The following is a 12,763-nucleotide window of genomic DNA, read 5'->3' on the forward strand; positions in this document are numbered from 1 at the left end:
AGACATGACACAGGGCCTGGACTTCTACCGCGCGGCCGGGTACCTCCGCCGCGACCGCCTGCTGCGGCCCGACCGGTTCGAGGCGCTGGCCGAGCACTTCGAGCGCAAGCTCGCGGCGCTGCCCGACGGGCAGCGGCCGGAGCACATGGACGTGCCGCACTTCACCGACCCCGAGCTGTTCCGCTGGCTGCTGGACCCCGACGTGCTGGACCTGGTCGAGCCGATCATCGGACCGGACATCGCGCTGTTCTCGTCGCACTTCATCTGCAAGCCCTCCGGGGACGGCAGGGGCGTGCCGTGGCACCAGGACGCCTTCTTCTGGCGGGACAGCATCGAACCGGCCGCGCGGGCGGTCACCGTGTGGCTGGCCATCGACCCGTCCACGCGTGAGAACGGCTGCATGCGCGTGATCCCCGGCAGCCACCTGCGCGGTGCGGGTCGCTACCGGCGCTCCTGCGACGAGGAGGGCGTCTTCGACCAGGAACTGGTCCCGTCCGATGTGGACGAATCCAGTGCTGTCGACGTGGAGCTGGAGCGCGGGCAGTGCAGCGTCCACTCGGCGATGCTCGTCCACGGCAGCCCGCCCAACCGCAGCTCCGCGCGCCGCTGCGGCTACACCATGCGCTACATGCCCACGACGGTCCGCTTCAAGCACGAGCGGGTGGGGCACCGGCACCAGGTCTACCTGGCGCGGGGGGTGGACCGGGCGGGCAACGTCTACGCCGATCCGACCAGGGCCTACCCGGAGCTGCTCGCCAACCGCTGACCTCTCCGGTCACGCCCCCGGCCGCCCGGCCGCGGGCTCGGCGGCCGGGCCGAGGGGTGGCGCCCAGGGCAGGGTGGAAGCCAGGAGCGCGAGCTTCTCCGCGTCCTCGCTGCCCGTGTCCGCGTGGTACACGACGAGCATCATCCCCTCGGTGCCGGTGACGAGGAGCTTCTCCCGGTGCAGCACCAGCCTGCCGACCTGGGGGTGGTCGAAGCGCATGACCGCGCCCTGCCGGGGCCCGACGTCGTGCCGCGCCCAGAGCTCGCGGAAGCGGGGGCTGGCCAGGGACAGCTCCCCGACCAGCTCGATGAAGCGGGGATCGTCGATGTCGGTGCCGACCGACTGGCGAAAGCCCGCGACCAGCCCCGCGGTGGCCACCTCCCAGTCCGGGAACAGCGCGCGTTCGGCGGGGTCGAGGAACACGTCCCGCAACCGGTTGCCGCCCACCGCCAGCCTCGGCGACAGCGCCGTGGCCAGGGGGTTGGCGGCGAGCACGTCGAGGTAGCGCCCCTCCACGAACGCGGGCAGTTGGAGCGTCGGGACGAGCTTCGCCATGCCGGGCGGGACGGTCTCCCTGATCGGCCGCCGCCTGCGCCGGGGCTTGTCGACGGCGAGGCTGATCAGGTAGGCGGTCATCTCCTCGTCGAGCCGCAGCGCCCTGGCGATCGACTCCAGGACCTGGACCGACGGCTTGCGGTCGCGTCCCTGCTCCAGGCGCAGGTAGTAGTCGGCGCTGATGCCCGCGAGCATCGCGACCTCCTCGCGGCGCAGGCCCGGAACCCGCCGCACCCCCACCACGGTGATCCCCGCCTGCTCGGGCGTGACGAGTTCGCGGCGGGCGCGCAGGTACTCGCCCAGCAGGTTCTCTTCATCAGCCACGTTTCCACGGTAACCCGCGCTCCCTCGGGTGTGACTGGTCCTGTCACCCCCAGGATCGAGGGGGCACTGGCAGGTGCTCGGGACCGCGCCGATGGTTGCGGTCACGACCCAGCAGCGCTTTCCCGTCACGGGCGTCATGGGCTGGCGACCGCGCGCTCCGGGAGGCCGTTCCCGCCGCCGCGCAGCACCCTCGCCGAGGATCTGGTCACGAAGTAGCGAAAGGACGCACCACATGGGCACCGGGAACACCCCCGGCGGAACGTTCACCACGTCGGAGGGGATCTCCTTCACGCGCATGGGCTACGGCGCCATGCAGCTCGCGGGCCCCGGCGTGTGGGGGCCGCCCGCCGACCGCGAGGAGGCCGTCCGCGTGCTGCGCGCCGCCGTCGAAGCGGGCGTGGACCACGTCGACACCGCCGACTTCTACGGTCCGCACGTCACCAACGAGATCATCCGCGATGCCCTCGCGCCCTACACCGGGGTGAGCGTCGTGACGAAGGTCGGCTCCGTGCGGGGCGCGAACCGCGAGTGGCTGCACGCCCGCCGTCCCGAGCAGCTGCGCGAGCAGGTCGAGTCGAACCTCAGGACCCTGGGCGTCGAGGTGCTGGACGTGGTGAACCTGCGCGTCGGTGGCGGTCCCGACGGCCACTCGGCGGTGCCCGGCTCGCTGGCCGAGCCGTTCGGCGCGCTCGCGGAGCTGCGCGAGCAGGGCAAGATCAAGCACCTCGGCCTGTCCGTGGTGGACGCCGAGCAGGTGGCCGAGGCGCGGTCCATCGCCCCGGTCGTGACCGTGCAGAACTGGTACAACGTCGCGCACCGCGGCGACGAGGAGCTCATCGCCGGGCTCGCCGCGCAGGGCATCGCCTACACCGCGTTCTGGCCGCTGGGCGGCTTCACCCCGCTGCAGTCGGGCGTCCTGGACGCGGTCGCCGAGCGCTTGGGCAGCAGCGCGAAAGCCGTGGCGATCGCCTGGCTGCTGCACCGCGCGCCGAACGTCGTCGTCATCCCCGGCACCTCGAAGCTCGCCCACCTGCGCGAGAACCTCGCCGCGGCCGAGCTGGAGCTGCCAGCGGACGCGCTCGCGGAGCTGGAGGGCATCGGCGGCGCATGACCGAGCCGAGCGCGGACGTGGGCAGGTCCGCCGTCGGACCCACCGGGCTGGGCGACCAAGGGCTCCCGACGGCGACCCCGACCACCGAGGCCGCGTCGGCAAGTACTACCCGACGTGCCCGCGAGAGTGGATAACTACCACCCGGCGTCCCGAACGCTCGGTTCGTGGTGCGTGAACGCGCGACTGGTGGTGTCCGGACGCGCGACTCGCGGTGGGGGTGGGTCAGCAGGCGGGGTTGACGTGCTCGGCGATGTCCGCGCGGGAGCGGGAGTCCAGCTTGTCCAGCAGCCTCGACACGTGGGACTGGACGGTGCGGCGGGGCATCGCCAGCTCCTGGGCGATGTCGGGGTTGGACAGCCCCGCCGCGACCAGCCGGGCGATGCGGACTTCCAGCGGGGACAGGGCGGGCAGGCCGGAAGCGCCCGGCTCCCGCTCGCGGCGGACACCCGCGGCGCGCCTGCGGCTCTCGGCGCGGTGGACGTCCCACCGGGCGTGCACCGCGCCGAACAGCTCCACCGCCTCGCCGAAGGCCGCCGAAGCCTCGTCGGCGCGGTCGTGCGCGGCCAGCAGCACCGCGGCGTCCTCCAGCGCCGAGGCCAGCTCCACCACCCGGCCGACCTGCCGGTAGTGGGACGCCGCGGTCAACACCGGTTCGGGGTCGCCCGCGACCAGACCGCGGCAGTGCTCGGCGGCGGCGAACGCCCGTGCCGGGCGCACCTCCTTGTCCGCCTCCTCCTGGCACACGGCCAGCGCTTCACGCGCGGCGGTGTGGTCGCCGACGTCGAGCGCCAGGCGGGTGGCGTAGGGCAGCCACTGGTGGCGCAGCATCATCCGCGCGTAGTCGGGCCGCAGCACGGGCGCGAGGTGGTCAAGCGCTTCGGCGGTGGCACCGCGCCGCTCGGCGGCCAGCGCGGTGGCGACCAGGTAGAAGTCGCAGCTCTCCCGTTCGGCACCGGTGCTGGGCGCGTGCGCCTCGGCGGCCTCCAGGTGCGCCGCGGCGGTGACCCGGTCGTGGCGGCGGCCCGCGATCAGCGCGGCCACGCCGTGCATCAGCAGTGCCGCCGGACCGGGTTCGCGCAGGCCGAAGAAGGTGATGGCGGGCCCGTCCTCGGTGACCGTGTCCAGTTCGGCCAGCGCCTGGTCCCACTGGCCGGTCCAGTAGTGGTGCACGGCGGCGGAGACCTGCAGGGCGGTGGGCAGGTGCTGCTGGTCGGCCACCGCGTCCGCCGAGCGCAGCGCCTGCTCGGCCTCGGCCAGGCGGTCGAGGTTCTGCAGGCTGAACACCCGGTTGTCCAGCAGGTCGAAGCGCAGCTCGGCCAGACCGGGGTGGTGGCCCGTGACGCGCAGCGCGTCGTCGACGTGGCGCAGCGCCCGCTCGTGGTCGCGCCGGATGGAGTGGATCAGCCACAGCGTCTGCGAGGCTTGTGCGATGGGGTAGGGCTCGCCCTCGGCCACCGCTTCGGCGCGCGCGCGCCGGGCGGTGCGCTCGGCCAGGTCCAGGTCGGCCAGGTCGCCGCGGCGGAAGTTGGCCAGCAGGGACCGGTGCCTGGTCCGCCAGATCGCGGGCACGTCGGGCGCCTCCAGCGCCTCGCGCAGCATGGCGATGGCGGTGTCGGTGTCGCCGAGGCGGTGCCGCATGGCCGCGCGCAGGTGCCGCATCTCGGCGGCGTCGGCGGGGTCGGTGATCAGCCGCAGCGCCTGCTCGGCCTCCCGCTCGGGGAAGCGCTCCAGCCGGAACAGCACCTTGACCAGGGCGACGAGCAGGGTCGCCCGCTGCGCGGGTGTGGGCAGGTCGGTGGCCAGGGTGCGGCGCAGCAGGTCGGTGGCGATGGCGGGGGCGCGGTTGGTGACCGCGACGTGGTGCTCGACCAGCCAGCCCACCACCCAGTCGTCCACCGGGATCGGGTCGGCCACCAGGTGCTCGGCGACCCGCTCCACCGGCACGCCCACACCGGCCAGCGCCTCGGCGGCGTGCCGGTGCAGTGCCGCCCGCACCGGGAGCGGGATGGCCTCGTGCAGCGCCTGGCGCAGGTAGGGGTGGCGGAAAGCCAGGTCGTCGCCCGCCTCGACGACGACGGTGGCGGCCACCGCTTCGCTGAGCACTCCCGCCAGTTCCAGCGGTGACCTCCCGGTCACCGCGGTCAGCTCGGCGACGCGGAACTCCGCGCCGAGCAGCGCGGCGAACCGCAGCACCTCGCGCGTCGGGTGGGACAGGGACTCCACGGTGCGGTCCACCGCGGCCAGCAGCGAACGCGGCACCTCCAAGGCGGCGGTCAGGTCGACGTGGGCGACGCCGCGCACCACGCGCACGGAGTTGCCGCGCACCAGGGCGTGGGCGACTTCCTTGGTGTAGAGGGGGTTGCCCGCGGTGCGGCGGGCCAGCTCGCGCAGGGCCTCGCCGGGTGGTGCGCCGACGACGTGGCCGATCAGCTCCTCGGCCTCGGTCTGGGCCAGCGGGCGCAGCTCCAGCACGTGCCCGTTGCGGGCCTCGACGCCGCGGCGGACCTGGGTCAGCTCGGGCCTGCCCAGATCGGGTCGGGTGGCGGCGACCAGCAGCAGCGGCAGCTGCCGGGTCGCGTTGGCCAACCGGTGCCACAGCAGCACGCTGGCGTCGTCGGCCCAGTGCAGGTCGTCGACGACCAGCAGCAGCGGCGCGGTCGCGCACGCCTGGTCGACCAGGCCCATCAGCTGGTCCACCGCGGTGGGCACCGGGTCCGACGGCCCCCAGCGGCCGTGCGCGGGTTCGGCGCGCAGCCGGGCGGCCAGTTCGGCGCGTCGCCGGTCGGGGGAGCCGGGGTGCACGTCCAGGCAGTCCATGACGACCTGGAGCGGGAACCGCCCGCCCAGCTCGTCGGCGGTGGCCCAGGCCAGCTGGCAGCCCCTGTCCGCGGCGTCGGCCAGGGCGGCGCGGAGCAGCTCGGACTTGCCGATGCCCGCTTCGCCCTCGATCCACACCGCGGCGCCCCGGCCCGCCAGGACGTCGGCGACCAGGTCGCGCAGCAGGGCGGTCTCCTCGACGCGGCCGACGAAGGTGGTGTTGGGCTGCCGCAGGGCTTGCGCCACGGGGGCAGGCACGCTGTGCAGCCGCGGCGGCGCGGCGGGTGGGGGAGTCGCCGGGCCCGCCAGGATCTGCTGGTGCAGCTCGCGCAGCGCCGGTCCGGGTTCCACCCCCTGCTGCGAGATCAGCGCGCGGCGTGCCTCCTGGAACGCTTCCAGCGCCTCGGCGCGTCGCCCTGACCGGTGCAGCGCGAGCATGACCAGCTCGCGCAGCGACTCGTGCCAGGGGTGCTCGGCGATCAGCCCGGCGAGGTCGGCCACCACCTCGGCGTGCTCGCCCAGCTCCAGCCGGGCGCAGGCGTGCAGCTCGGCCGCGCCGAGCCGCAGCTCCGCCAGCCGGTGCCGCTCCAGCTCGGCGAACGGGCCGGGCACGCCGGAGCATGCGGCGCCGTGCCACAGCGCCAGCGCGCGGCCCAGTGCGTCGCGGGCCTGGCTCCACTGGCCCGCGGCGAGCAGCCTGCCGCCTTCCGCGCGGGTCCGGTCGAACACCTCGGTGTCCACCGCGTTCTCGGCCAGGCGCAGGCAGTAGCCGCTGGCGCGGGACACCAGGTCGGTGCGGTGCGGACCCAGCGCGCGGCGCAGCCCGGAGACGTAGGTGTGCAGGCTGCCGACCACGTTGCGGGGCGGTGAGGTGCCCCAGACGGCGTCGATCAGCTCCTGCCGGGACACCAGCTGGTTGGCCCGGCCCGCCAGCGCCGCGAACACCGCCCGCTGCCTGGCCGGGCCCAGCGCCAGCTCGGTCTCCCCCGACCAGGCGCGCACCGGGCCGAGCAGCTGCACGCGCAGGCCGTCGCCGGTGGTGGTGCCAGCGGTGGTGGTCGACACCCGTTGCCCCCTGACCTCGCCTCGACAACACCGGAATAACCCCCCTACGGCAGATCGGGTTCACCAACATCACCACGTTCACTCGTTCGGAGTAATCCGCCGTGCTGGGCAGGGACGGGGGTAAGGACGGGCAGATCGCGATCCGGGCACTTGGCCGCCGGCCTGCGCGCGTGGTGGGCTGGTGATCACATCCCTGGTTCCCGTGCGGAGGTGCGGTGGGTATGCGATCCGATGGGGACGCGAGCCGCGAGCCGCGTGGTGTGACCGGCGAGAGATTCGCAGGCGACCTCTTCCTCCGCTTGGCCAACGAGGGCTGGCTGGTGGTGGGGTCGGAGCAGGCCGACCACGTCATCGCGGAGCTGGAGCGGACGCTGGACGCGGTGCGCGCGTACCTGCGCCGCGTGGAGCTGTCGCGCAAGCTGCGCGACGCGGCGGACGGGATCACCCCGGACGTGGACCGGCTGGTGGTGCAGGCGGCGTTCGAGGGGCAGGTCGCCGCCGGGACCTGGGAGCAGGCGCTGGTCGAGCTGCCCAAGTACATCCAGGCGTTCCGGATCGCGGCGGCCCAGCGGTGAAGGCGTACGACCTGCGGGTGGTCGACCTGGCCGACGAGCTGAACGCGGCCCGCGACGAGCAGCGCCTGCACGTCGCCCGCGGCGACACCCGGACCGCCGAGCTGCTCTCCGCCTGGATCGACGCCCTGCTCGACGAGTGGAACCGCCGCCGCGCCTGACCGGCATGCCCCTTCAGGCAACCATCCGGTGAGGAGAGGCAGCCGGGGTCGCGGCGGGCCACGCGGGCACCCGCGGCGCGAACAGGATGGACCCACCTGATGGCGCTGCGCAGGGGGGGCAACCGTGGGACGAGTGCGTGCGGGACGATCGCTGCTGGTGGTAGCGGCGCTGGTGCTGGCGGGCTGCGGCACCGGAGCCGGGCAGGACGGGAAGTTACGGCTCACCGTCGCCACCTTCGGCGAGTTCGGCTACGAGCCGCTCTTCGCCGAGTACGAGCGGGCGAACCCGGGGATCGACGTCGTCGGCCGGGTCGCCGACTTCGACTCCCACCACAAGGGGTTGATCACCGCGCTCGCGGCGGGCCGGGGCGCCGCGGACGTGGTGGCGGTGGAGGAGCAGTACATGCCCAGGCTGCGGCAGTCCACCGACAAGTTCGCCGACCTCGCTCAGTTCGGCGCGGGGGAGCTGCGCGACCGCTGGGTGCCGTGGAAGTGGGCGCAGGGCGTGTCGGGGGAGACCGTGGTGGGCCTGGGGACCGACATGGGCGGTCTGGCCATGTGCTACCGCCGCGACCTGTTCGCCCGCGCGGGGCTGCCCACCGACCGCGACCAGGTCGCCGCCCTGTGGCCGACCTGGGAGCACTACGCCGAGCTGGCCGAGCGCTTCGCGCAGCGGGTGGACGACGCGGAGTTCGTCGACTCCGCGGGCGCGATCTACACCGCCGTGCTCAACCAGGCGGAGGAGAACTACTTCGCCAAGTCCGACGACTCCTTCATCGGCGACACCAACCCCAACGTGCGGCGCGCCTTCCGGATCGCGGGCGGGATCGGGGCCAAGGGCTGGACCGCCAGGGTCACCACCTTCACCCAGCCCTGGAACGCCGCGATCAACCAGGGCCGCTTCGCCACCACCACCTGCCCGGCGTGGATGCTGGCCCAGATCGAGCAGGCGGGCGGTCCCGAGGGCGCGGGCCGGTGGGACGTCACCGCGATCCCCGGCGGTGCGGGCAACTGGGGCGGTTCCTACCTGACCGTGCCCTCGCAGGGCGCGCACCAGCGCGAGTCCTACCGGCTCGCCGAGTGGCTGACCGCGCCGCAGCAGCAGAAGAAGCTGTTCGTGCAAGCGGGCATCCTGCCCAGTCAGCCGGAGGTCTACCAGGACCCGGTGGTGCTGGAGCACCGCGACCCGTACTTCGGCGACGCGCCCGTGGGCCGGTTGTTCGCCGCCTCGTCCGACAGCGTGCGGCCCAACCACCGCGGGGTGCGCGACGCGGACGTGCGACCGGTGTTCGGCCAGGCGCTCGGCCGTGTCGAGGACGGCGCGCAGACCGTCGACCAGGCGTGGGAACAAGCCGTCCGCGAAGCCAAGACGATCCTCGGTTGAGGGCCGCACGGTGCTGTTCGCGCGCTGGGACCACCGCATCACCCCGTACCTGTTCATCGCCCCCTTCTTCGTGCTGTTCCTCGTCTTCGGGCTCTACCCGCTGCTGAGGACCGCGTGGATGTCCCTGCACCGCTGGGACCTGCTCGACGGGCCGGTGGCGTTCACCGGGGCGGAGAACTACACCGCCCTGCTGGCCGATCCGCACTTCTACAACGCGCTGGTCAACACCTTGAGCATCTTCGTGGTCGCGACGGTGCCACAGCTGTTGGCGGCGCTGGGCATCGCGGCGCTGCTGGACCGGCCGTCGCGCGGCAGCACCGCGCTGCGGGCGGTGGTGCTGCTGCCCAACGTGGTGCCGGTGGTCGCGGTCGCGCTGGTGTTCACCCAGCTGCTCGGCCGCGACCAGGGCCTGGTCAACTGGGCGCTGTCGTGGTTCGGCGCGCGACCGGTGGACTGGCAGGCCCACGCCTGGTCGGCGCACCTGGGCGTGGCGAGCATGGTGATCTGGCGGTGGACCGGTTACAACGCCCTGCTCTACCTGGCGGCCATGCAGACCGTGCCCAGGCAGCTGCGCGAGGCCGCCGAACTCGACGGGGCCTCGCGCGCCAGGGTGTTCTGGACGGTGACGCTGCCCTGGATACGGCCCACCGTCCTGTTCACCGCCGTGGTGTCGACCATCGGCGGGCTGCAGCTGTTCGCCGAGCCGCGGTTGTTCGGCGGCACCAGCACCGGCGGCAACGACCGGCAGTTCCAGACCCTGGTGATGTACTTGTACGAGAACGGGTTCGACCGGTTCGACGCCGGTTACGCGGCCGCCGTCTCGTGGGTGCTGTTCGCGCTGTGCGCGATCCTCGCGTTCGGCAACGCCGCACTGCTGCGCCGACTGGTCCGGCGGGGCTGAGGGGTGCGGCGCGCCCGTGGTCCGCTGGCCTCCGCGGCGTTGCTGGGTGTGCTGGTCGCCTCGCTGTTCCCGCTGTACTGGTCGGTGGTGGTGGCTTCGCACGACAACGCCGCATTGTCCCGGCGGGTGCCGCCGCTGCTGCCCGGCGCGGAACTGCCTGCCAACGCGCGAGAGGTGTTCGGAGCGGTCGACTTCTGGGCGGCGCTGGGGAACTCCGCCGCCGTGGCCGGGATCGCCACCGCCTCGAACGTGCTCCTGTCGACCATGGCCGGGTTCGCCTTCGCCCGACTGCGCTTCCGCGGCCGGGACAAGCTGTTCGCGGTGGTCGTCACCTCGGCGATGGTGCCCGCGCAGCTGGGCGTGGTCCCGCTGTTCGAACTGGTCGGGGACTTCGGCTGGTACGGCGAGCTGACAGCGGTGGTGGTGCCCGGTCTGGTCAGCGCGTTCAGCGTGTTCTGGATGCGCCAGGCGTGCCGGGAGTCGGTGCCCGCCGAACTGGTCGACGCCGCGCGGGTGGACGGCTGCTCGGTGGCGCGCACCTACTGGCACGTCGCGCTGCCCGCCTTGCGCCCGCACGCGGTGGTGCTGGGGATGCTGACGTTCCTGGCCTCCTGGAACGACTTCTTCTGGCCGCTGGTGGTGCTGGACCCCCACCGGACGCCCACCGTGCAGATCGCACTGTCCACATTGGCCGGCGGCTACTACACCGACCACCCGCTCGTGCTGACCGGTGCGGTGCTGGGCACGCTGCCGGTGGTGCTGCTGTTCGCCTTGACGGCCAAGCGGATCGTCGCGGGTCTCGGGCGCGGCGCGGTCGGTCGGTGAGCCGGGCGCGGGCGGTGGCGCGGCCGGAGAGGCCGCCTCCGCCACCACGCGCGCCACCTCGGCTCAGTTCTCCGGCGGCAGGTCGCCCAGCGCGCCGCTGACGTTGAGCAGCTGGAAGCAGTTGGGCGCTTGCCGCCCGCTGGCGGGGGTTCCGGGCCTGGTGCAGTCGACAGTGGCGGTGACGGTGGCGTTCTCCGGGATGTCGATGGGGGTCACCCAGTGGTAGTCCTGGTTGCGGAAGGTCTCCAGTGCGATCGTGACCACCGTGGGTCCGCCGAAGGAGATGCTGAGCACGCCCTCGTCGCCCTGGTGGTTGGTCAGCACCAGGTCGGTGAGTCGGAAGACCTTGCCCTCGGGCACGGTGAAGCTGCCGGTGCCCTGCTGCCCGCCGTTGGTGCGCACCTCGATGGTGCTGGAGCTCTGCTCCCCACCCGCGACGCCCGCGCCAGGAGGCTGCCCCTGACCCTGCCCCTGCCCCTGCCCCTGGCCTTGTCCCTGTCCCGGCTGCTGGCCGCCCTGCTGGCCGTTCTCGCCGCCACCGGGCTGGTCGGCGTTCGGCGCCTGTTCCTGGCCCCCGGCCTCGACGATCTCCTGCGCCCGGTCGTCGGCGGCCTCCCGCGCGGCGCTGCGCACCGCGGGCCGCACCAGCAGCAGCCAGGCCAGCAGCAGCGCCAGCAAGGCGGCCAGCACGGCCAGCAACCACCGGGGGAACACCGGCAGCTGGATGAACTCGCCCTCCAGCGGGTGCTGAGTTGTGGACTCGCCCGCGACAGCCGTCGCGTCCACGTTCAACGGCCAGTGCACGGGCTTGCCGAACCACAGCACCTTGGCCACCCGCACGCGCAGCTCCAGCTCCGCGCGGTCGCCGGGCTCCACGGTCAACGGCCGCTGCGGCGTGGTCATCGCCAACTGGTCGTCGGTTTCCGGTGCCACCAGCGAAGCCGCGATCGGTGTGTTGCCCAGGTTGTGCTGCTCCACCTGATACCGCGCGCTGCGCCAGGCGCGGCGGCGTTCGGGCACCAGTTCCGCGCGCTGCTCGGCGAACGGCTCGATGACGACCGTCGTCTCCGACACCGTCACCGACTCGGGACGCTCGGCGGGCAGCACGCGCACGCCCAGCGGAACCTCGCCCGCGCGCACCGAGGGCGAGCGCGGCGGCCGCAGCCGCACGGTCACCTCGCCGGACGTGCCGGGGTACAGCGACAGCCGGTCCGGCTCCACACCGGTCCACGGCGCGCACTCACCCACCACCTCGAACTCGTACGCCTCGACGATGTCGCTGTCGTTGCGCACCGTCATCGTCGTGCTGGTCTCCTGGCCGGGCGTGACGACCACCGTGGGGAGACCGAATTCCGTCGTTGCGGTCACGGCAGCCAACGGTAAGGAGGGCAAGTGCTGTCCTGGCAGGGAGAAAAGGGCACCGTCCGGGCAAAGCCGTGCACTCACTACCCGTGCGGCAGATGCGGTCCGGCTCTGGACGCACGATGTTCTTAAAGGGGCTGCCGCAATCTCGGTTCTACGGGGTATCGCATGACGACGTTTCCAGGAGGTTTGGCATGACAACGAGGATCCCGGTCGCGGTGTACGCCGAGGACCCCGTCCTGCGCACCGGCGTCACCCACCAGCTCCGCCCACGTCCGGAGGTGCAAGTCCTGTTGTCGCACGAGACCTCGCGCGCGGCGGTGGCGCTGCTGGTGGTCGACGAGCTGGACGAGAGCTCGGTTCGGCTGCTGCGCAGGCTCCAGCGCTCGTCGTCCACCCGCACTGGAGTGGTCGCGGGCCGCTTCGACCAGGACGCGCTGCAGGTGGCGGTGGACTGCGGGGTCGCGGCGGTGGTGCGCCGCGCCGAGGCCGATCAGGACCGGCTGGTCAACGCCGTGGTCGCGGTGGCCAAAGGAGAAGCGGTGCTACCCGGCGACCTGCTGGGCACGCTGCTCGACCACGTGGGCAGGTTACAGCGCAGCGTGCTGGACCCCGACGCGCCCACGCTGTCCACTCTCACCGCACGGGAAGCGGACATGCTGCGACTGGTGTCCGAGGGGTTCGACACCTCCGAGATCGCGGTGAAGATGTCGTTCTCGGAGCGCACGGTCAAGAACGTCCTGCACGAGGTGACCACGCGGCTGCACCTGCGCAACCGCGCCCACGCCGTGGGCTACGTGATGCGGCACGGCCTGATCTGACGCGGCCTGCCCGAACGTCCCCCGTGCCTTTCCCCGGTGCTGCCCGCGCGGACCTCGGCACCGCACCGGCGCGGCGGCCACGATTCCGGGCAGACCCGC

At 73.2% G+C, this 12,763-nt stretch carries 12 protein-coding genes; 9 read left to right on the forward strand and 3 right to left on the reverse strand.

Annotated features, from left to right (window positions below; all coding sequences use genetic code 11):
* Positions 1–4 precede the first annotated feature (4 nt).
* Entirely contained in the window at positions 5–766 is a 762-nt protein-coding gene (locus JOF41_RS10545) for a phytanoyl-CoA dioxygenase family protein (RefSeq protein WP_209618169.1), read from the forward strand.
* Between the two features lie 9 nt (positions 767–775).
* Here JOF41_RS10545 and JOF41_RS10550 read toward each other — a convergent pair whose 3' ends face one another.
* Complete coding sequence (locus JOF41_RS10550) at positions 776–1,645, reverse strand: helix-turn-helix domain-containing protein (protein ID WP_189226474.1); 870 nt, start codon at positions 1,643–1,645, stop codon at positions 776–778.
* A gap of 232 nt (positions 1,646–1,877) precedes the next feature.
* Here JOF41_RS10550 and JOF41_RS10555 point away from each other — a divergent pair, with 232 nt between their 5' ends.
* Positions 1,878–2,756, forward strand: coding sequence for an oxidoreductase (locus tag JOF41_RS10555; RefSeq protein ID WP_189226473.1), 879 nt, complete (start codon positions 1,878–1,880; stop codon positions 2,754–2,756).
* On the forward strand, positions 2,753–2,890 hold the full coding sequence (locus tag JOF41_RS10560; protein WP_209618173.1) for a hypothetical protein: 138 nt from the start codon (positions 2,753–2,755) through the stop codon (positions 2,888–2,890). The genes JOF41_RS10555 and JOF41_RS10560 overlap by 4 nt, the downstream gene beginning before the upstream one ends.
* Positions 2,891–2,978: 88 nt before the next feature.
* Here JOF41_RS10560 and JOF41_RS10565 read toward each other — a convergent pair whose 3' ends face one another.
* Positions 2,979–6,638: an ATP-binding protein gene (locus JOF41_RS10565; RefSeq protein ID WP_307867361.1), complete on the reverse strand. Its 3,660-nt coding sequence runs from the start codon at positions 6,636–6,638 to the stop codon at positions 2,979–2,981.
* Positions 6,639–6,859: 221 nt separating this feature from the next.
* Between JOF41_RS10565 and JOF41_RS10570 the strand changes: the two genes are divergently transcribed.
* The 5 genes from JOF41_RS10570 to JOF41_RS10590 all read left to right on the forward strand — a co-directional run bounded on the left by JOF41_RS10570 (position 6,860) and on the right by JOF41_RS10590 (position 10,481).
* A complete protein-coding gene (locus tag JOF41_RS10570) occupies positions 6,860–7,213 on the forward strand; it encodes a hypothetical protein (protein WP_189226472.1) in 354 nt (117 codons plus the stop codon).
* Positions 7,210–7,371 carry a hypothetical protein gene (locus tag JOF41_RS10575; protein ID WP_189226471.1) on the forward strand — a complete coding sequence of 54 codons (162 nt, stop codon included), beginning with the start codon at positions 7,210–7,212 and terminating at the stop codon, positions 7,369–7,371. Before JOF41_RS10570 ends, JOF41_RS10575 begins: the two co-directional genes overlap by 4 nt.
* Positions 7,372–7,495: 124 nt before the next feature.
* Positions 7,496–8,755 carry an extracellular solute-binding protein gene (locus JOF41_RS10580; protein ID WP_209618176.1) on the forward strand — a complete coding sequence of 420 codons (1,260 nt, stop codon included), beginning with the start codon at positions 7,496–7,498 and terminating at the stop codon, positions 8,753–8,755.
* 10 nt (positions 8,756–8,765) lie between these two features.
* The gene (locus JOF41_RS10585) at positions 8,766–9,656 is read left to right on the forward strand and encodes a carbohydrate ABC transporter permease (RefSeq protein ID WP_209618179.1); all 891 of its coding nucleotides are present in this window, start codon (positions 8,766–8,768) and stop codon (positions 9,654–9,656) included.
* 3 nt (positions 9,657–9,659) lie between these two features.
* Positions 9,660–10,481 (forward strand): carbohydrate ABC transporter permease, encoded by an 822-nt coding sequence (locus JOF41_RS10590; protein WP_209618182.1) that lies wholly within the window; start codon positions 9,660–9,662, stop codon positions 10,479–10,481.
* A 63-nt stretch (positions 10,482–10,544) separates the two neighbouring features.
* On the opposite strand, the gene JOF41_RS10595 is transcribed toward JOF41_RS10590, so the two are convergent.
* Positions 10,545–11,849: a COG1470 family protein gene (locus tag JOF41_RS10595; RefSeq protein ID WP_209618185.1), complete on the reverse strand. Its 1,305-nt coding sequence runs from the start codon at positions 11,847–11,849 to the stop codon at positions 10,545–10,547.
* Between the two features lie 188 nt (positions 11,850–12,037).
* On the opposite strand from JOF41_RS10595, the gene JOF41_RS10600 reads away from it, so the two are divergent.
* Positions 12,038–12,664: a helix-turn-helix transcriptional regulator gene (locus tag JOF41_RS10600; protein WP_209618189.1), complete on the forward strand. Its 627-nt coding sequence runs from the start codon at positions 12,038–12,040 to the stop codon at positions 12,662–12,664.
* Positions 12,665–12,763 lie beyond the last annotated feature (99 nt).

Origin of the sequence: Saccharothrix coeruleofusca (assembly GCF_017876325.1) — a bacterium.
GTDB classification, from domain to species: Bacteria; Actinomycetota; Actinomycetes; order Mycobacteriales; family Pseudonocardiaceae; genus Actinosynnema; species Actinosynnema coeruleofuscum.

What these genes read in the sequence shown, in the direction of transcription:
- JOF41_RS10545 (WP_209618169.1), top strand. Translation starts at nt 5, where the DNA reads ATGACACAGGGCCTGGACTTCTACCGCGCGGCCGGGTACCTCCGCCGC.
- JOF41_RS10555 (WP_189226473.1), top strand. Translation starts at nt 1,878, where the DNA reads ATGGGCACCGGGAACACCCCCGGCGGAACGTTCACCACGTCGGAGGGG.
- JOF41_RS10560 (WP_209618173.1), top strand. Translation starts at nt 2,753, where the DNA reads ATGACCGAGCCGAGCGCGGACGTGGGCAGGTCCGCCGTCGGACCCACC.
- JOF41_RS10570 (WP_189226472.1), top strand. Translation starts at nt 6,860, where the DNA reads ATGCGATCCGATGGGGACGCGAGCCGCGAGCCGCGTGGTGTGACCGGC.
- JOF41_RS10600 (WP_209618189.1), top strand. Translation starts at nt 12,038, where the DNA reads ATGACAACGAGGATCCCGGTCGCGGTGTACGCCGAGGACCCCGTCCTG.